The organism is Bradyrhizobium sp. Kon56 (assembly GCF_055807635.1).
In genome coordinates, this window is sequence record NZ_JBVVOU010000033.1 from 53,740 (window position 1) to 71,581 (window position 17,842).

16 protein-coding genes are annotated in these 17,842 nt (G+C 63.9%); 6 read left to right on the forward strand and 10 right to left on the reverse strand.

The window, feature by feature from the left end; all coding sequences use genetic code 11:
* Position 1: 1 nt before the first annotated feature.
* The gene (locus AC0L3B_RS32935; protein WP_473381720.1) at positions 2-262 is read right to left on the reverse strand and encodes a hypothetical protein; all 261 of its coding nucleotides are present in this window, start codon (positions 260-262) and stop codon (positions 2-4) included.
* A gap of 221 nt (positions 263-483) precedes the next feature.
* Here AC0L3B_RS32935 and AC0L3B_RS32940 point away from each other — a divergent pair, with 221 nt between their 5' ends.
* Positions 484-2,178 carry a bifunctional diguanylate cyclase/phosphodiesterase gene (locus AC0L3B_RS32940; RefSeq protein ID WP_026233055.1) on the forward strand — a complete coding sequence of 565 codons (1,695 nt, stop codon included), beginning with the start codon at positions 484-486 and terminating at the stop codon, positions 2,176-2,178.
* A 16-nt stretch (positions 2,179-2,194) separates the two neighbouring features.
* On the opposite strand, the gene AC0L3B_RS32945 is transcribed toward AC0L3B_RS32940, so the two are convergent.
* The 8 genes from AC0L3B_RS32945 to AC0L3B_RS32980 form a co-directional block, all read right to left on the reverse strand.
* Entirely contained in the window at positions 2,195-3,703 is a 1,509-nt protein-coding gene (locus AC0L3B_RS32945) for a tripartite tricarboxylate transporter permease (RefSeq protein WP_204513107.1), read from the reverse strand.
* A 4-nt stretch (positions 3,704-3,707) separates the two neighbouring features.
* Positions 3,708-4,193 (reverse strand): tripartite tricarboxylate transporter TctB family protein, encoded by a 486-nt coding sequence (locus AC0L3B_RS32950; protein ID WP_085349786.1) that lies wholly within the window; start codon positions 4,191-4,193, stop codon positions 3,708-3,710.
* Between the two features lie 154 nt (positions 4,194-4,347).
* Positions 4,348-5,325 carry a tripartite tricarboxylate transporter substrate binding protein gene (locus AC0L3B_RS32955; RefSeq protein WP_473381721.1) on the reverse strand — a complete coding sequence of 326 codons (978 nt, stop codon included), beginning with the start codon at positions 5,323-5,325 and terminating at the stop codon, positions 4,348-4,350.
* A 193-nt stretch (positions 5,326-5,518) separates the two neighbouring features.
* A complete protein-coding gene (locus AC0L3B_RS32960; RefSeq protein WP_473381729.1) occupies positions 5,519-6,778 on the reverse strand; it encodes a putative bifunctional diguanylate cyclase/phosphodiesterase in 1,260 nt (419 codons plus the stop codon).
* Positions 6,678-8,387 (reverse strand): PAS domain-containing protein, encoded by a 1,710-nt coding sequence (locus AC0L3B_RS32965; protein WP_473381722.1) that lies wholly within the window; start codon positions 8,385-8,387, stop codon positions 6,678-6,680. Before AC0L3B_RS32965 ends, AC0L3B_RS32960 begins: the two co-directional genes overlap by 101 nt.
* Positions 8,388-8,612: 225 nt before the next feature.
* Positions 8,613-9,488 carry an acyl-CoA acyltransferase gene (locus tag AC0L3B_RS32970; RefSeq protein ID WP_473381723.1) on the reverse strand — a complete coding sequence of 292 codons (876 nt, stop codon included), beginning with the start codon at positions 9,486-9,488 and terminating at the stop codon, positions 8,613-8,615.
* A gap of 37 nt (positions 9,489-9,525) precedes the next feature.
* Positions 9,526-10,506 carry an amino acid--[acyl-carrier-protein] ligase gene (locus tag AC0L3B_RS32975; RefSeq protein ID WP_473381724.1) on the reverse strand — a complete coding sequence of 327 codons (981 nt, stop codon included), beginning with the start codon at positions 10,504-10,506 and terminating at the stop codon, positions 9,526-9,528.
* A 63-nt stretch (positions 10,507-10,569) separates the two neighbouring features.
* Positions 10,570-11,787, reverse strand: coding sequence for an acyl-CoA dehydrogenase family protein (locus AC0L3B_RS32980; protein ID WP_085349789.1), 1,218 nt, complete (start codon positions 11,785-11,787; stop codon positions 10,570-10,572).
* A 357-nt stretch (positions 11,788-12,144) separates the two neighbouring features.
* Between AC0L3B_RS32980 and AC0L3B_RS32985 the strand changes: the two genes are divergently transcribed.
* The 3 genes from AC0L3B_RS32985 to mtnA all read left to right on the forward strand — a co-directional run bounded on the left by AC0L3B_RS32985 (position 12,145) and on the right by mtnA (position 14,545).
* The gene (locus AC0L3B_RS32985; RefSeq protein WP_018455933.1) at positions 12,145-12,417 is read left to right on the forward strand and encodes a phosphopantetheine-binding protein; all 273 of its coding nucleotides are present in this window, start codon (positions 12,145-12,147) and stop codon (positions 12,415-12,417) included.
* Between the two features lie 124 nt (positions 12,418-12,541).
* On the forward strand, positions 12,542-13,417 hold the full coding sequence (locus AC0L3B_RS32990) for an S-methyl-5'-thioadenosine phosphorylase (protein ID WP_018455934.1): 876 nt from the start codon (positions 12,542-12,544) through the stop codon (positions 13,415-13,417).
* An 18-nt stretch (positions 13,418-13,435) separates the two neighbouring features.
* On the forward strand, positions 13,436-14,545 hold the full coding sequence (gene mtnA / locus AC0L3B_RS32995) for an S-methyl-5-thioribose-1-phosphate isomerase (protein ID WP_018455935.1): 1,110 nt from the start codon (positions 13,436-13,438) through the stop codon (positions 14,543-14,545).
* A 41-nt stretch (positions 14,546-14,586) separates the two neighbouring features.
* Here the strand turns inward: mtnA and AC0L3B_RS33000 are convergent, their stop codons facing one another.
* Complete coding sequence (locus tag AC0L3B_RS33000; protein ID WP_018455936.1) at positions 14,587-15,222, reverse strand: HAD-IA family hydrolase; 636 nt, start codon at positions 15,220-15,222, stop codon at positions 14,587-14,589.
* A gap of 111 nt (positions 15,223-15,333) precedes the next feature.
* Between AC0L3B_RS33000 and AC0L3B_RS33005 the strand changes: the two genes are divergently transcribed.
* Positions 15,334-16,092, forward strand: coding sequence for a S1 family peptidase (locus tag AC0L3B_RS33005; protein WP_473381725.1), 759 nt, complete (start codon positions 15,334-15,336; stop codon positions 16,090-16,092).
* 125 nt (positions 16,093-16,217) lie between these two features.
* Positions 16,218-17,720, forward strand: coding sequence for a flavin-containing monooxygenase (locus tag AC0L3B_RS33010; RefSeq protein ID WP_473381726.1), 1,503 nt, complete (start codon positions 16,218-16,220; stop codon positions 17,718-17,720).
* Positions 17,721-17,842 lie beyond the last annotated feature (122 nt).

Genomic DNA, 17,842 nt, shown 5'->3' on the forward strand with positions numbered 1-17,842 from the left:
TTCAAGCCACCTGCCGCGTGCGCGCGCTAACGCTCGGAAGCGGGCGCTTGCTGCCATAGGCGACCTGCGCATCCTCGGAAGACGCGCGGCGGAGCCGGCTCGCCTGGGGCAGGTGCTCGGCGTTGGCGATGAGCTGGGTGACGAAGCTGGGATCGGGGCGCGGCAGCGGTGCCTTGTGCACCCACTGCAAAATCGGCATCAGCGGCATCAGGGCCGAGCCCGTGCCGTTGTCCGACGCGTTCGATCGATCGGTACTCAACATCGCAATCACCGTTGACCCGGCGAAGATCGTCTCGTTTCGAGACGCTGGCGCCGGTGCGTGTCATGTACTCGCAAGGCCTATGCCGGGTGAGCCGCTTCGGTTCCTGCGAGCGAGGAAACGTGGTTTCCAAATTGTTTATCAACTTTGCCTAGGGTCAATGGCGAATCTGGCTTTATCCTGTGCCGGCTCAGGACTCCCCGCTGTCCCGAAACGAGGCGATTTTGACCCCCGCATTGCCGCAAGCCTCCGACATCCTGGCTGCCCTCGGCCAGGCCGTGTTCGCCTGGGACATCGCCAGCGATGCCATCGTCTGGGGTGAGCAGGTCAGCGCCATCTTTCCCGGAATTCCCGCCGAACGGCTGGCCACCGGCGCCGAATTCGCCAGGCTGATCGAGCCCGCGCAATCAATGCGGACCGCCGCGCTGGCGCAGACCTCAGCCGTGCATGGCGCCGACGGCACGCCCTACCGGGTCGAGTACGGCGTGCGCATGAGCGCCGCCGATCCCATGGTCTGGATCGAGGAGACCGGCCGCTGGTTCGCCGGCCCCGACGGCCGCCCGGTGCGTGCGATCGGCTCCGTCCGCATCAACAATGAACGCCATGCCCGCGACGAGGAACTGACGAAGCTGGCCCGGCTCGATCCGCTGACCGGCGAGCTCAATCGCTCGCATCTGATCGCCGCGCTGGCCGAGGCCATCGAGGAGACGACCCGTTTCCGCTCGACCGCGGCCTTCATGCTGGTCGGCATCGATCATCTCGCGCGTGTCAACGAGGCCTTCGGCTTCGACGTTGCCGACGCCGTGATCCTCGACGTCGCCACGCGCATTCGCGCGCGCTTGCGCGGCGGCGACGTGCTCGGCCGCTTCTCCGGCAACAAGTTCGGCCTGATCCTGAAGAACTGCACCGTCGATGACATGAACGTGGCTGCCGAACGTTTCCTCGCCGGCATTCGCGACGAGGTGGTGCCGACCAAATCCGGACCGGTGTCGGTCACCGCCTCGATCGGCGCGGTCAGCGTGCCGCGCTATGCCCGCAACGCCGATGAAGCCGTCAATCGCGCCCACGAGACCCTGGACACCGCGAAACAACGCCGCGTCGGCTCGTTCGCAGCCTGGCGCCCGGATGCCGCGCGCGACGCCCAGCGCCGCGTCAACATCCGCGTCACCGACGAGATCGTCACCGCACTGAATGAGCGCCGCATCAAGCTTGCCTATGAGCCGGTAGTTGCCGCCCTTTCGCGCGACTGCGCCTTTCACGAATGCCTGGTGCGGATGGACCAGGGCGACGGCCAGGTGCTGCTCGCGCCCGACATCGTGCCGGTTGCGGAACGCCTCGGCCTGATCCGCCTGGTCGATCACCGGGTGCTCGAGCTCGTGGTCGCCGAGCTCGCGGCCGCGCCGGACATCTGCCTCAGCCTCAACATCTCGCCGGACACCACCATGGATCCGGATTGGTGGGCGGGAATCGAATCGCTGATGCGTGCCCATCCCGGCGTTGCCGAGCGGCTGATCGTCGAGATCACCGAAACCGTCGCGATCCAGGACATCGACGATGTGCGCGGCTTCGTCACCCGGCTGAAGAATTTCGGCAGCCGCATCGCCATCGACGATTTCGGCGCCGGCTACACCTCGTTCCGCAATCTGCGCAAGCTGGGCGTGGACATCGTGAAGATCGACGGTGCCTTCGTGCAGAACATCACCCGTTCCGCCGACGACCGCGCCTTCGTGCAGACCCTGATCGACCTCGCCCGCCGCCTCGACATCAAGACGGTGGCCGAATGGGTGCAGGACGAAGAAGCTGCGAACATGCTGCGCGACTGGGGCTGCGACTACATCCAGGGCCGCCTGATCGGGCTCGCCTCAGCCGACCGCCCCTGGGGCGCGCCGCCGGATAACGTGCTGCCCGCGGCAGGCTGAGACACCTGCCAATCCCTCACGCGCCCTCATCCAGCGCCACGAGCTCGCGCTTCTTACGCAGCGCGGGTAATAGCGGCGCCATCAGCAGCACCAGCGCGAGCGCAAGACACGCTGCCGAGATCGGCCGCTGCACGAAGGTCCAGAGGTCGCCCTGCGACAGGATCAGCGACTTGCGCAGATTGTTCTCCATCATCGGTCCCAGCACGAACGCCAGCACCAGCGGCGCGGGCTCGAAGCCGAGCTTGCGCATGAAATAGCCGATGATCCCGAACGCGATCATCACGTAGACGTCGAACACATTGTTGCTCGAGCAGTAAACGCCCAGGATCGTGAACAGGATAATCAGCGGGAACAGGATGTTGTAGGGCAACTTGAGCAGCTGCACCCACATGCCGATCAGCGGCAGATTGAGGATCAGCAGCATGACGTTGCCGATATACATGCTGGCGACGATGCCCCAGAACAGGCCGGGGTTTTGCGTGATCAGTAGCGGCCCCGGTTGCAGGCCGTGGATGACGAAGGCGCCGAGCAGCAGTGCCATCACCACATTCGGCGGGATGCCCAAGGTCATCAGCGGAATGAACGCGCCGCCGGCCGCCGCGTTGTTGGCGGATTCGGGACCCGCTACGCCCTCGATTGCGCCATGGCCGAAGCGCTCCGGCGTCTTCGACAGCCGCTTCTCCAGCGCATAGGACGCGAACGAGGCCACCACCGCGCCGCCGCCCGGGAGAATGCCGAGCAGGAAGCCAAGTAACGTGCCGCGCGCCACCGGGCCGGCGCTCGCCTGCCAATCGGCCTTGTTGGGCAGCAGCTGCGTGATTTTGGCGTTGATGATGTCGCGTTTGATCACCTGCTCGGTATTGAACAGCACCTCGGCGACGCCGAACAGGCCCATCACGACGGGGACCAGTCCTATGCCGTCGATCAGCTCCATGCGGCCGAATGTCAGCCGCGGCTGCGCGGTGATGCTGTCGAGCCCGATCAGTCCGAGCACGACGCCGATACATGCCATCAGAAGCGCTTTCGGCATCGATCCCTGCGTGAGGAAGGTGAGCACGACGAGGCCGAGCACCATCAGGCTGAAATATTCGGCAGGGCCGAACGCGATGGCGATGTTGGCGAGCCGAGGCGCCACCAGCATCAGTGCAACGAGTGAAAATGTGCCGGCGATGAACGAGCCGAAGGCTGAGATGCCCAGCGCGGGGCCGGCACGACCCTGCTTCGCCATCTGGTGGCCGTCAATACAGGTCACGACGGAAGCCGCCTCGCCGGGAATGTTGACCAGGATTGAGGTCGTCGAGCCGCCATACATCGAGCCGTAATAGATTCCCGCCATCATGATGATGCCGGATTCCGGCGTTCCTGACAGTGTCACCGGAAGCAACAGAGACATCGCCGAGATCGGCCCGATGCCCGGCAGCACGCCGACCAGCGTGCCGATGAAGACGCCGATGAAGCAGTAGAGCAGGTTGATCGGCAGGAGAGCGACGCCAAACCCATGCGCGACGTTGAGAAGCGTATCCATGCGATCAGCCGATCCCGAATAGGCCGGAGGGTAACTGGATCAGCAGCAGTCGCTTGAGCATCCACCACATGCCGAGCGGTGCCAGAGCGGCGATCGGCATCGCCAATGTCCACCGCAAGGGATCGATCAAGCGCAACAAAAGCAGCATGAGCGGGATCGATGACAGCAGGAATCCCAGCGGCTCAAGGGCAAAGGAAAACGCGGTAAGGCAGACGATGACGAGTAACGGCTTGCTCCAGCTCACGTTCTGCCAGCGCGAAGCCAGCGTTGGTCCGCCCTCGGTGATGGCCGAGATGATAATGCTGGCCGCGAACACGCACATCAGGATGCCCGTGTAGAAAAGCACGTAGCCGGAGCCAGGGTCGTTGATGGTGCCGAGCTTGAGCTTTAAGCCTTGCCAGATCACGAAGCCGCCGAGTGCGAGCCCGATCAACCCACCCCAGAGTTCGGAGTTGTTGAGGCGGAGTTTGACGGTGGTTTGGTCGTTCATCAATACCTCTCGGCCGTGCCGGGACGCTATGCGGCGCGAAGCGGTGCGCTGCAGATCCGGGATCGATAGATGCGTGGCAAAGGTAGGTCCCGGCTCTGTGGTGCAGCGCTGGAGAAGCGCTGCACCACGCCCGGAACACGAAAGTGGCTCAATACTACTTCTTCGCAAGCCCGAGCGTATCGATCACCTTGCGCTCCGATTCCGTGACCTCGACGACGAACTTCTTGTAGTCCTCGGTATTCTTGTAGCTCGGCACCATGTCGTATTTGGCGAGCGTGGCAATCACTGCGGGATCCTCGACTGCCTTCTTGAAGGCGTCGTGCAGCTTGGCGACGATCTTGGGATCCATGCCCTTGGGGCCGGCGATGCCGAACGGGGAATCATAGACCATGGGATAGCCGAGTTCCTTCAGCGTCGGCACGTCAGGATAGTTCGGTGATCGCGCGCCGGTCCACACCATGAGAAGCTTCAGCTTGCCGGCGTCGACCAAGGGTCGCCAACCTGTGGAGTCGGCCTGCAGCATGGTGTGCTGGCCGAGTACCGCGGCGTTGGTCTCTGCCCCGCCCTTGAACGGCACCTGCGTGAGCTTGATGCCGGACATCGCGGCGATCTGCTCCATGCCGATATGAAGCGAGGTGCCGGTGCCGGGCGTCGCGTAGGTCACCTTGCCCGGATTTGCCTTCGCGAACTCGACCACGTCTTTCCAGGACTTGAATTGCGACTCCGCGCTGGTGGTTACGCCAAAGGTGTAGCCGGTGAGATGTATGATGTAGGTAAAATCCTTTGCCGGATCCCACGAGACCTCCTGCATCAGGGGCAGGCGGAAGACGGTGATCGGAAGCTGTGAGATGGTGTAGCCGTCCGGCTTCGCAGCCGCGGCCATGGTGGCTGGTCCAACCGTGCCGCCGCCACCGGCTTTGTTGTCGATCACGATGGGCTGCCCCAGGACCTTGGACGCGCTCTCGGCGATCGCGCGCATCGAGATGTCGGTCGATCCGCCGGCCGGCCATGGAACGATCAGCGTTACCGGTTTGGTGGGATAATCCTGTGCACCCGCGGCGGTTGCGAGCAGCGCGCTCACGACGGCATGCATGGCGGCAATGGCAAAGGTCTTCAGCCCGTATCGAGACATCGAAACTCCTCCCTCGCGGTGGCCTCGTTCGGGCCGCCGTTTCTCATTGTTATGACGGGATTGTCCCCGAAATCATGGGAGAAGAAAAGCGCATTGCGCGGGCGCGATACGGTGATCTCGCCGAAAAGCGCACGTGCGACAATTGGTCGTTTGGAGGCGTACCGAGATACGGAATTTGGCTTCGGCTGAGCCCTTACGCCACGCGGCGGACTGCGCTCAGCGTCTCGATCATGCGTCCGACTTCCGCGGCCGGGCAGGGCTTGCCGAAATAATATCCCTGAACGGCGGTGCAGCCGCATTCGCGAACGAAGTCGAGTTGTTCAATCGTCTCCACGCCTTCCGCCGTGGTTTCGACGCCGAGCACCGAGCCGAGGCTGGCGATGGTGCGGACGATCGCCACACTCTCCGGACTTTCGCCGAGCGTGCCGACAAAGGAGCGGTCGATCTTGATGCGGTCGAACGGAAACTTGCGCAAATAGCTCAGCGAAGAATAACCGACGCCGAAATCGTCGAGGCTGACGCGCACTCCCAACGCGCGGAGCTGGTGCAGGATCTCGATCGTGGCCTCGCTGTCGTCGAGCAGAGCCGTCTCGGTGACCTCGAGCTCGAGCCGATGCGGCGGCAAGCCGGCCTCCGCAAGCGCGCTCGTCACCATCGTCACCAGCCCGCGCGAGCGGAATTGCACCGGGGACAGGTTCACCGCGATGGTGAGATCGGGCCAGGTCGCCGCGGTCGCGCAGGCCATGCGCAGCACCCATTCGCCGATCGGAACGATCAGCCCATTCTCCTCCACGATCGGTATGAATTCAGCCGGCGAGACGAGGCCGCGCGAGGGATGTTTCCAACGCAGCAGCGCCTCGAAGCCGGTAAGTTCGGTGCTGTCGAGCCGCACCTGCGGTTGGAACGCCAGGTGGAATTCATCCGCTTCGAGCGCGCCGCGCAGATCGCGCTCCAGCGCGTGCCGGCCGCGAGCCTCTTCCTCCATTTCGGGTTCAAATAGCCGATAGGCGCCCCGCCCCTTGGCCTTGGCCTGGTACAGCGCGAGGTCGGCGCATTTCATCAGCTCGTCGGCATCGAGCCCGTGATCGGGCGCGATTGCGATGCCGACGGAGACGCCGACATGGATCGACTGGTTCTCCAGCGGCGGCGGGTGACCGATGATCTCCACCAGGCGGCGTGCGAGCCTTTCCGCCGATTGCGGCTGCGGTCCGCGCTGGAGCACCGCGAACTCGTCGCCACCGAGCCGCGCGACGGTGTCGTGCCCGCCGACATTCTCCTTCAGCCGCGCCGCGACCCAGCGCAACAGCCGGTCGCCGGCCGCGTGGCCGAGGCGGTCGTTGACGGTCTTGAAATTATCGAGGTCGAAGCACAGCACGGCCATCGCGCCGCCGGCGATCGCGACCTGGTCCAGCCCCTCGCCCATCTTTTCGCGGAACAGCGTGCCATTGGGCAGGTCGGTGAGCGAATCGTGCCGCGCCATGTGCGCCACACGGGCCTGAGCCTTGTGGGCGTTCGGTAACGTCCTCATAGGTGACGACCCAGCCGCCGTGCTCCATTCGCTTGTGATTGAGCTTGATGATGCGGCCGTCGCCCAAATAGCGGTGCAGTGTGTGCTCGCCCTCGCGCAGCCTTTCGACATAGTCGGCATAGAGCCGCGCGGCGGTGGTGTTTGGATGGATGCCGAGCTCGCAGCTGTCCTCCATGATCTCGCGCATCGACACACCAGGCTTCACCAATTCGGGCGACAGTCCGTACATCTCGATGTAGCGCCGATTGCAGACGATGACGCGCAAGCTCGAATCGAGCATGCACAGGCCCTGGCTCATGTTGTTCAGGGCCGCGTCGAACCGCCGATACTGCTCGCTCAACTGCTCGACTGCGTGCTCGCGCTCGGTGATGTCCTCGTAGGTGGCCACAAAACCACCCTCGGCCAGAGCGCAATAGCGCACCGAGATCGTGGTGCCGTTCGACATCCGTCGGCGTATCGGCGAGGAGTTGCGGTCGGCGATCCTTGCGCTGGCGGCCTCCAGGAGGTGTCGCGGGCTATACTCGGAAGAGAACGCGCCGTTTGCCATCGAGCGTTCGATCAGTTCGCCGAGATGCGTGCCCGGCTTGGCTTCCTCCGGCGAGAGCCGATAGATCTTCCGGTAGGTGGTGTTGCAGACGCGCAGGCGCATCTCGCTGTCGTAGAAGGCGAGTCCGTGCGCCATGTTCTCCAACGCCGCATCGAGCATGAAGTTCTGCTGCCTCAGCATCTCCTCGTATTGCAGCCGCTCGGTGACGTCTTCGTGTACCGTCACCCAGCCGCCGTCGGGCAGAAAACGGGAAACCACCTGCACCATCCGTCCGTCATAGCGCATCACCAACAGGGTTTTCTCCTTCCTGGTGCGCACGTCCTCCAGCCTGGTGTCGTGGAATTCCTCGCCCGGCATGCCCGGCAGGTTGCCGCGCGACATCCAATGCTCGATGACCGTACAATGCGAGACGCCCGGCTTCACGATTTCCGGGTCGAGGTTATAGAGATTCAGGAAACGTTCGTTGCAGACGACGACGCGGCTGTCGGCATCGTACATGATCAAGCCGTGCGCCATGTTGGCGAGCGCGTGCTGGCTGCGCTCGGTCTGCACGCGCAGCTCCGCCTCGAGCCGGGCGAGGCGGCTGACGTCGTCGCAGATCGTCATCCAGCCGCCGCCGGGAAGCGGCTTCAGCTCGAGCGCCATGACGAGGCCGCTCGCGAGTGTCTGTTGAGTCCGGAACGGCTGGCCGGCTGCGATCCGCGCCATGCGCGCGGCATAGAGTGCGTCGACTTCCCCCGCGGGGATGTTGCCGAGGGCCACACTGTGGGCGAGCACGTCGCGGTAGCTCGTGCCGACCCGCACGATTTCGGCCGACATGTTGAACAGGCTGAGATAGCGCTGATTGACCAGCACGATCCGGTTGCCGGCATCGTAGACGCAGACACCCTGTTCCATGTGGTCGAGTGCAAGCTGGCTCAGCCCGACCAGGGCCTTCGGGCCCTGCTCGCGGCGTGCATCAAGCTCGTTGTCGCGGATCGACGTCATGGGGCGGCGGGGTCTCGGCGGGCAATAGACTTAACGCAGGGCAATTCAGCCGCCGAGGCTAGCGAACAGGCGGGAAATTCCCTTAAGCGCCGTAGTTTACGGAGGGTGACCGTGATGCAGAGATGCTGCCAATGTGGAGGGGGGTGCAAGGTAGCGTCGCGCCGGTCGGCCTGCGCAATTGCGCCTTAGGCCCGGATGGACATCGAATGTCTGGTCCAAACGGGCCTACGGCCCGTACAGCACGAGTTCCGTATCCGTGAGATCGGCGAGCTGCGGCCGGTGCGGGCCCTTGAAATATTTGCGGCCGCGACGCTCGGTGTAGATGCCGACGAGGCCGGGAACGGAGCCGTTGGAATCGACGGCGACCGCGATCTTGCCGAGCCGCAGCAGCAGCCGGCCGATGCGGCCCGCGCATTCGGTGTACTCGGCCGCGTTGCGGCAGTAGATCAGCTTCATCGCGGGCGGCGCAATGATGCCACGGCGGATGCGCACCGGTTGCAGGATGAAGGGGAACGCTCCCTTCGGCGTGCGGCAGACGAGGCTGAGGCAATTGTAGCGCGCATGCCGCGTCAAGAGCTCGGTCTCGGCATCGGAAAGCCCGTCGATCGTTTTGGCGTGCTGCGAGATGACCTGGATCTTGCTCCAGCGTGGGACGCGCGCCAGCGCAGGCACGGAGAAGAATATACCCCTGCAATAGGCGCGAAAGCCCTGCGTCTCGATGATCGGCCAGGTCCACGGCGCCGGGCTGATGTTGAGATAGGTGACGTCCTTGTGCCGCTGCGCGATCTTGGTCAGGAGCGGGGCGTAGTTGCGGTAGGCCGGATCGACGTACCAGCTCGACAAATTGCACTGGATGGCGGTCTCATCGCCGTCCCTCCGCGCCGTGTAGATCAGCAGCAGCACGCCGACCGGCGTGCCGTCATTGTCGAGCATGTAGCCGAAGCGCGGGTAGCCATCCGGTACCGGTCGGAAGGCTTGCCGGCGCAGGCCTTGGATCCAATAGCCGCGCGAGCGCCCGACGAAGCCGCGCGTCAGCAAGTCCGCGACCGCATCGACGTCGGACTCGGTGATCTCGCGGCATCGGACCTTGGTGTGGATCACGCTCGTCTTTCCCGTGGAAATGACCGGCCTCGTTCCGTTAGCGCCAGCCTTCGCCGTGGGCATCGGCCGCGATCTGCGGCTGCAGGCCCATGATCTCCCGCACCTTGGCGGGCCAGGCGGAAGGGTCGGTGCCGTGGGTGTGGAACATGGCGACCGCCAGCCGGTCCATGCCGAAAGCGACGCAGCCGGTGTGGGCCGGCTCGCCATTGGCGTCCTTGATGTCCCACGTCGTGCCGAAATGCTCGCGGTGATAATTGAAGCTCATGCAGGCGGTCGGCTGCTCTTCCGAGCGCAGCGGGATCAGCAGTTCGAACTTGAGCTGCTGCTGCTTCTGGCTCACGGCCTTCATCTGACCGACGCGGCCGAAGAACGGATCGCTGGCATAGTCGACGCGGAAGGTGAGACCGAGATCGGTCGCAATCGCCTGCGCGCGCACCATCCAGCGCTCGCGGAAATCGGCCACGTCATCGGGGCTTCCGATGCAGACATATTCCCGCATCCGGAACGATTGCAGCCGGTCGAGATGTTTTGACGGTTCACGGCGGAAGCAGTCGGCGGCGACGTCGAAGCGCAGGCCACCCTTCGGCAACTGACCGCGGCTCGCCGCGATCGGATAGACGGGATAGCAGGCCGCCGGCGACAGCACGAGGTCTGCCGGCGAGAGCGAGCTGGTCCAGTCACCGCCGGCGTCGAAGCGGCTTACCGCGGCGTTGATCTCGCGCTCGGTGCCGTGCAGGCCGCAGACGCAGCCGAGCAGGTTCGGAAAGCTCTTCAGGTAGCCGGATTTTTCCAGCTGGGACCGGCTCATCACCGGCGGGAAGCGCATCACCTCGGTGCCGGCCTCGCGATGGCTCGTGATCAGCGCGGCGAGCTTTTCGACGATGCCTTCATAAAGAGCGGTGCGGGCATAGACGCCGTCCGAGCCCATCGGATGAAAGAGCTTGTCGGCGAGATGATCCAGCGGATCCGCGATCTGCGGCACGGTCTCGGGCGAGTTGGGGAGAACAGCAATGTTCATGTCGGCTTCCTGCTATCTGAAATTGTTCTTATTGAACGAAGGCACGTCAGTCTCGAAAGCTCGTCAGTCCCGAAGGCTTGTCGGCACGCCGCTCATCAGGGTCGACGTCGCGGCATTGGCCAGAATGCGGTCGTTGTTGATCATGATCGGCGACGACAGCACGTCGCGCAGGTGGCGGCCCATCGTGAACTCGCCGTCGTTGCGGTAGCCGGAAAGGCCTGCGGTGCGCATCGCATGCATCACGGTCTCGACCGCGAGCTCCGAGGCCTGCACCTTCAGAAGCGTGATCGAAGACTGGAAGTCGAGCGAGCCGAGCGCGCGTTCATCGTGCTCGGCGCGAGCAAAGGCGTCGATATTGGCCGATATCAGCGCCCGCAGCTTGGCCAGCGACATCTTGGCGGCGGTGAAATGTGCGGCTGCCGGGGGCATCTGGCCCCCTGAGGTGCGGGCCGCCTTACGGACGAAGGCCTGCGCACGGGTGACGGCGGCTGCAGCGATACCAGCCCAGGCCGAGGACCAGCACAGATGCGCGAACGGCGTCATGGTCTGGGCGTGGATCTTGTCGTAGGATTCCGGGAAGACGCGATCGGTCGGGCAGTCGACCTTCAGCTCGAAACCGGTCGAGCAGGTGCCGCGCATGCCGAGCGTTTCCCAGCCCAGCGTCCGCTTCAGCGAATAATCGTCCCTGGCGAGCGCCAGCAGCACCTGGTCGGACGCAGAAGCGTCGGTGGCGCGGCGGGCGATGGTCACGAGGCCGTCGGCCTCGGCGCCGTAGGAGATCACGGTGGCGTCGCGCAGCAGCGAGACGGTGTCGCCTGCGACGTCGACGGCGGCGGCGCTGGCGCGGATGTTGCCGCCGTTCTGGCCTTCGGTGGTGGAGGAGGCGAGCAGCCACTGGTCGCGTGCGACCCGGCGCATCATGGTTTCCATCCAGGGGATGCCGTGGCCGTGCCTGACGACGCAGGCGACCTTCGTGGTGTGCATGGCGTAGATCATCGCCGTGGAGGCGCAGGCGCGTCCGAGCGTGTAGCAGACGTCGGTGACGTCGTGGATCGAGGCACCGAAGCCGCCGAACTCGGCCGGGATCATGACGCCGAGCAGCTTCTGCTCACGCGCAACCTCGAAAGCCTTGTGGGGGAAGCGGGCATCGCGATCGACCCCGTCTGCGTCGGCAGCCGCCACGGTGGCGGTCCGGGCGGCGCGCTCAATGAGAGAGGGACCATGCTCGAGAAAGCTCGTCTGCGTCTCGTCGACAGTGAGGACTGCTTCACGCACGTTCATACTCGTCCGCCTCCGGTTTGCCGTTCAGGATCGCCGGCATCATTCGCGATGCCGCTTGAGCGATTCCTTCGACCATCTTTGCTTATGAGATGAGGCTACGGATTTAATTCAAATTCGTCGATGAAATAGAGGGTAAACAAAGCCCAATTCCGAACGAACAGTTAAGTTCGGGTTGTTTGCCTCGTCCGGATTTCCGCGGTCGCGTTAGGGATCTGTAAGAAGCCGGAAATCCAACAATCTGAGTCATCGTTTACTAAGAAACGCGAAGTAATGGTGGCGTCCATTGCGGGATCGGCCCGCCGTGCCCATCGTAGCCGGCAACCGGTCCGACCTTTGTCGACAGATGGGAATTTACCGATGCAGGCTTTCGATACCGAGTTGCGCAATCGCATCATCAAGCTGGTGAAGGGCATCCTCGCGCAGAACTCGCTCTCCGCTGAGGTCACGCCGCAGGCCAAGCTCGTCGATGTCGGCCTGACCTCGATGGACATGGTCAATCTGATGCTCGGCGTCGAAGCCGAATTCGACTTCACGATTCCCCAGGTCGAGATCACACCGGAGAACTTCCAGTCCGTCGAGACGCTGGAGCGCATGGTCGCGACCCAGCTGCGGTCGGCGGCCGCGGCATAGCCGGGAGTGCTGGCGCGCGTTCTCCTGACGGCACCTCTTGACCCCATCACCCGTTCCAAAACCGACGTAAAACTGGCATAGCTTCTCCACGGAATCGCGATGGCGCGAACGGGGTGGAGCAGGCATGACGCAGGCGGTATTGGGCATCATCGGCGGCTCCGGCATCTACGATCTGCCGGGGCTGGAGGACGCTCGCGAAGAGGTGATCAGGAGTCCCTGGGGTGAACCGTCGGCACCCCTGCGGCGCGGCTCGATTGCCGGCCTGCCGATCGTGTTCCTGCCGCGCCACGACAAGGGCCACCGGCTGTCGCCCTCCGACATCAATTATCGCGCCAATATCGACGTCCTCAAGCGCGCAGGGGTCACAGACCTGATCTCGCTGTCGGCCTGCGGCTCGTTCAGGGAGGAACTGCCGCCGGGAACCTTCGTTCTCGTCGACCAGTTCGTCGATCGTACCCACAAACGCGAGAGCTCGTTCTTCGGGAGGGGATGCGTCGCGCATGTGTCGATGGCGCACCCGGTCTCGCCGCGGCTGCGCATCCACCTTGCCACGGCGGCCGAAGCCGAGGGCATCGCGTTTGCGCGCGGCGGCACCTATGTCTGCATGGAGGGACCGCAATTCTCGACCTATGCGGAAAGCATGACCTACAAGACGCTTGGCTATTCCGTAATCGGCATGACCAACATGCCCGAGGCGAAACTCGCGCGTGAGGCGGAGCTTTGCTACGCCACCGTCGCGATGGTGACGGATTTCGATTGCTGGCATCCTGATCACGACGCCGTCACCGTGCAGGACATCATCCGCGTTCTGAGCTCGAACGCCGACAAGGCAAAAGCGCTGGTGGCGCGGCTGGCGAAAGACTTCCCGCGCGAGCATGAGCCGTGCCCGATCGGCTCGGACCGCGCGCTCGATACCGCGCTGATCACCGCGCCCGAGGCGCGCGATCCCGAGCTCTTGAAGAAGCTCGACGCGGTGGCCGGGCGCATCCTGCGAACGTGATACGAAAGGCAGAATCCCATGAAGGTCGACGGCAAGCATTTCCGCAGCATCTGGCGTGAGCGCGACGGCTGGTCGGTCGGAGCGATCGACCAGCGCCGGCTGCCGCATGAGTTCATCGTTGCGAAGCTGACCTCATGCGAGGACGCGGCCCTCGCCATCCGCGACATGCTGGTGCGCGGTGCGCCACTGATCGGCGCGACCGCAGCTTACGGCATGGCGCTGGCGATGCGCGAGGACGCTTCCGACGCCGGCCTGAAGCGCGCCTACGACACGCTCGTGGTGGCGCGGCCGACCGCGATCAATCTGAAATGGGCCCTGGACGAGATGCGCGCGAGCCTCGCGCCGATCGATGCACTGGAGCGCGCGGAGGCCGCCTATGCGCGCGCCGACGAGATCGTCGAGCAGGACGTCGAGATCAACCGCGGCATCGCCGGCAACGGCCTGAAACTCATCGAGGCGATCGTCGCAAGGAAGAAGCCGGGCGAGACCGTCAATGTGCTGACCCATTGCAATGCCGGCTGGCTTGCGACCGTCGACTGGGGCACGGCGACGGCGCCGATCTATCTGGCGCACGAGCGCGGCATCAAGATCCATGTCTGGGTCGACGAGACGCGGCCGCGCAACCAGGGCGCCTCGCTCACGGCCTGGGAGCTCGGCCATCACGGCGTGGCGCATACGGTGATTCCCGACAACACCGGCGGTCATCTGATGCAGCACGGCATGGTCGATCTCGCCATCGTCGGCACCGATCGCGTTGCCGCCAATGGCGATGTTTGCAACAAGATCGGCACATATTTGAAGGCGCTCGCCGCTCACGACAATAACGTGCCGTTCTATGTCGCGCTGCCGTCGCCGACGATCGATTTCGCCGTTGATGACGGCATCCGCGACATCCCGATCGAGCAGCGCAGCGGCACGGAAGTCACCGACATGACCGGCCGCACCGCGGATGGAAGGCTTGAGACCGTGCGCATCGTGCCGGAGGGCTCGCCGGTCGCGAACTATGCCTTCGACGTGACCCCGGCACGGCTCATCACCGGCCTCATCACCGAGCGCGGCGTGCTGAAGCCCGATCGCGCCTCACTTGCCGCGGCGTTTCCGGAGCGGATCGCAGCCGCGGCCGAGTAGTTCTGGCTCGGCGATAGCTCGCAATGACGGAGAATGACGCTCTAGCTCAGCTTCAATCCCGTCGCGGCCTCGAGCCCGGCGATCGCCTGGGCGCCGCTGGTGACCTTGATCGTCGTCATGCCCATCTCGCGTGCCGGCTTCAGATTGACGCCGAGATCGTCGAGATAGACGCAATTCTTCGGATCGACCTTCAGCGTTTCGACCATCAGCTGATAGATGCGCGGGTCGGGCTTGCGCAGGCCGATTTTGGCGGACTCGATGACATGGTCGAACAGCACCATAACCTCGGCGACATAGAGTGAGCGCCCGGTCATGCTGCCGATCGCATTGGCCGGCAGATTGTTGGTAATGCAGCCGGTCTTGAATTGCGCCTTGATGCGCTTCAACGCTTCGACCATCTCGGGGCGCAGATCGCCCTGAAGCAGCGGCAGCACGTCGCGGCCGCGCACCTCCGCGCCGAGCGCCAGCGATTCCGTCGCGAACAGTCTGTCGAACGTGTCGATATCGACCTCGGCGCGCTCGAACTTGGCCCAGGCATTTTCCAGATGATTGGCGGCATTGGTGCGCCGGATGATGTCGATGGGCAGGCCACGCTCTGTCTCGAACCGCGTGAACGCTTCAAACGGCGAACTCGTCAGCACGCCACCAAAATCAAAGATCACAGCCTCGATCGTCAAGATTCCGCCCTCGTCAATTCCTTTCCAAGAGCGCTAGCATGCGCTATCGGCAAGGGCCAGTCCGAAGCCATCCTAATGCTGTCACCGACGCCAACACCAAAGCGTGTTTCCATGAAGAAGCTCGTAACCCTCATTGCGACCGCGCTGCCGCTCGCCACGCCCGCTTATGCCATCGTTGGTGGCGGCACGCCCCAGGCCGATGGCGTCGCGCGCGCCGTCGTCACGATCGTCGGCTCGCGCGGCAATTTCTGTACCGGCACCCTCGTTGCGCCAAAGCTGGTGCTTACCGTCGCCCACTGCGTGCAACCCGGCGCGGACTACAAGATCGTCGATCGCGGCACCGACGGGCAGCCGCAACTGCTGAATGTCCGCACCGTCGCGATCCATCCGAATTTCAACATGCAGGCAATGCAAGCGCATCGCGCTACCGCCGACGTGGCGCTGCTGCAGCTGGACATTCCACTCAAGGGAAAATCGACGGTGCCCGTCGGCGCGCCGAATATTCCGATCCAGGTCGGCAGCCGCTTCGTCATCGCCGGTATCGGCGTCACCGTGCGTGGCGAGGGCAAGAGTGGCGGCGCGACGCGTGTTGCCGGCCTCGTCGCGACGGGTCAGCCCGGCACGCTCCAGATCCGGCTGGTCGACCCCGTAACCAACGGTGTTCGCGACGGAATTGGCGCCTGCACCGGCGATTCCGGCGGTCCCGTGTTCGAGGACAAGCCGACCGGATCCGTGCTCGTCGGCGTCATCAGCTGGTCCACGGGGCCGAACGGAGCCGCCGGCTGCGGCGGGCTGACCGGTGTTACGCCGCTCACGCTCTATCGCGACTGGATCTTGCAGACCGCGCGGAGCTGGGGTGCGGCGCTGTGATTTGACCGCGACCCGATCTATGTCATCTTGAAGCGGAAGCGCGATGGGCAACCATGTCCGTCGCGGAGGAAACGCGCCGCCCAACCAAGGGCGGCCACAAAAACAAGCAAGGCATAGAAGCAACAATGAATGTCGCTGTTCGCAGTCACGCCACGGCCAAACAGACTTCTGAGCATTTCGACGTGCTGATCGTCGGCGCCGGTATCTCGGGCGTCGGTAGCGCCTATCACATGACCAAGCAGCTTCCGGATGCGAGCTTCGTCGTTCTGGAAACGCAGGCGACGTTCGGCGGCACATGGACGACACATCGCTATCCCGGCATCCGCTCCGACAGCGACCTCCACACCTTCGGGTATAGCTTCAAGCCCTGGGTCGGGCCGCCGATCGCGACCGCCGAGGAAATCCTCGCCTACATGAACGAGGTCATCGACGAAAACGACATCGCGCGGCATATCCGCTACAAGCACAAGATCAATTCGGCGAGCTGGTCGAGCGAGCAAAACCTCTGGACCATCGAGGCGGTGACGACCGACACTGGCGAAGCGAAAACCTTCACGGCGAACTTCCTCTGGATGTGCCAGGGCTATTACCGCCATTCGGAAGGCTATACGCCGGAATGGAAGGGTACGGAGTGCTTCAATGGCCGCATCGTTCATCCGCAAACCTGGCCTGATGATATCGAGCTCGCGAACAAGAAAGTCGTCGTGATTGGCTCCGGCGCGACGGCGGCGACGCTGGTGCCGAACATCGCCGACAAATGCGCGCATGTCACGATGCTGCAGCGGTCGCCGACCTATTTCCGTTTGGGGCGCAACGCCATCGAGATCGCGGAGGAGCTACGCCGGCTGCAGGTCGACGAAGCATGGATCCACGAGATTGTCCGGCGAAAGATCCTGTTCGAGCAGGACGCGTTCACCAAGCTTTGCTTGTCAAAACCCGAGCAGGTGAAAAAGGAGCTGATCGGGCAGATCAGCGCGGTGCTCGGTCCGGAGTACGATGTCGACACGCATTTCACGCCGAGCTACCGGCCGTGGCGGCAGCGCATCGCCTTCGTGCCCGATGCCGATCTGTTCAAGGGCATCGCCAGCGGCAAGGCGTCCGTCGTCACCGACGAGATCGAGTGCTTCGTCGAGAACGGCATCCAGCTCAAATCCGGCAAGCTGCTCGAGGCCGACGTCATCATCACCGCAACCGGCTTCAATCTCGCGGCGCTCGGCGACATCGCCTTCGAGGTCGACGGCAAGCCGCTCGCTTTCGGCGACACCGTCACCTATCGCGGCATGATGTTCACGGGCGTGCCGAACATGGTCTGGGTCTTCGGCTATTTCCGCGCCAGCTGGACGCTGCGCGTCGATCTCGTCGCCGACTTCGTCTGCCGCCTGCTGGGTCACATGAAGGCCAAAGGCAATAAGAAGGTCGAGGTCAAGTTACGCGCCGAAGACCACAACATGCCGATCCTGCCCTGGATTGATCCGGAAAACTTCAATCCCGGCTACATGATGCGCAACATGGACCTGCTGCCCAAGCGCGGCGACAAGCCGGAATGGCAGCACAGCCAGGATTACTGGACCGAAAAGGACGAGATCCCGAAGACGGATCTGGATGGCGGGGAGTTTGTGTATGGGTGAGGTGGGATAAGCGGCGCTACAAACTTCTCCGTCGTCCCGGCGAAGGCCAGGAGGTGGATTCACACTCGAAGTGCAACAGTTGAGAGGAGAAGGCCTCGGCCGGGGTTCTGAAGTCAAGGCAT

Coding starts and splice junctions, on each gene's coding strand:
- AC0L3B_RS33005 (WP_473381725.1), top strand. CDS start 15,334: ATGAAGAAGCTCGTAACCCTCATTGCGACCGCGCTGCCGCTCGCCACG.
- AC0L3B_RS32950 (WP_085349786.1), bottom strand. CDS start 4,193: ATGAACGACCAAACCACCGTCAAACTCCGCCTCAACAACTCCGAACTC.
- AC0L3B_RS32990 (WP_018455934.1), top strand. CDS start 12,542: ATGACGCAGGCGGTATTGGGCATCATCGGCGGCTCCGGCATCTACGAT.
- AC0L3B_RS32935 (WP_473381720.1), bottom strand. CDS start 262: ATGTTGAGTACCGATCGATCGAACGCGTCGGACAACGGCACGGGCTCG.
- mtnA (WP_018455935.1), top strand. CDS start 13,436: ATGAAGGTCGACGGCAAGCATTTCCGCAGCATCTGGCGTGAGCGCGAC.
- AC0L3B_RS32975 (WP_473381724.1), bottom strand. CDS start 10,506: ATGAACATTGCTGTTCTCCCCAACTCGCCCGAGACCGTGCCGCAGATC.
- AC0L3B_RS32965 (WP_473381722.1), bottom strand. CDS start 8,387: ATGACGTCGATCCGCGACAACGAGCTTGATGCACGCCGCGAGCAGGGC.
- AC0L3B_RS33010 (WP_473381726.1), top strand. CDS start 16,218: ATGAATGTCGCTGTTCGCAGTCACGCCACGGCCAAACAGACTTCTGAG.
- AC0L3B_RS32955 (WP_473381721.1), bottom strand. CDS start 5,325: ATGTCTCGATACGGGCTGAAGACCTTTGCCATTGCCGCCATGCATGCC.
- AC0L3B_RS32945 (WP_204513107.1), bottom strand. CDS start 3,703: ATGGATACGCTTCTCAACGTCGCGCATGGGTTTGGCGTCGCTCTCCTG.
- AC0L3B_RS32985 (WP_018455933.1), top strand. CDS start 12,145: ATGCAGGCTTTCGATACCGAGTTGCGCAATCGCATCATCAAGCTGGTG.
- AC0L3B_RS32980 (WP_085349789.1), bottom strand. CDS start 11,787: ATGAACGTGCGTGAAGCAGTCCTCACTGTCGACGAGACGCAGACGAGC.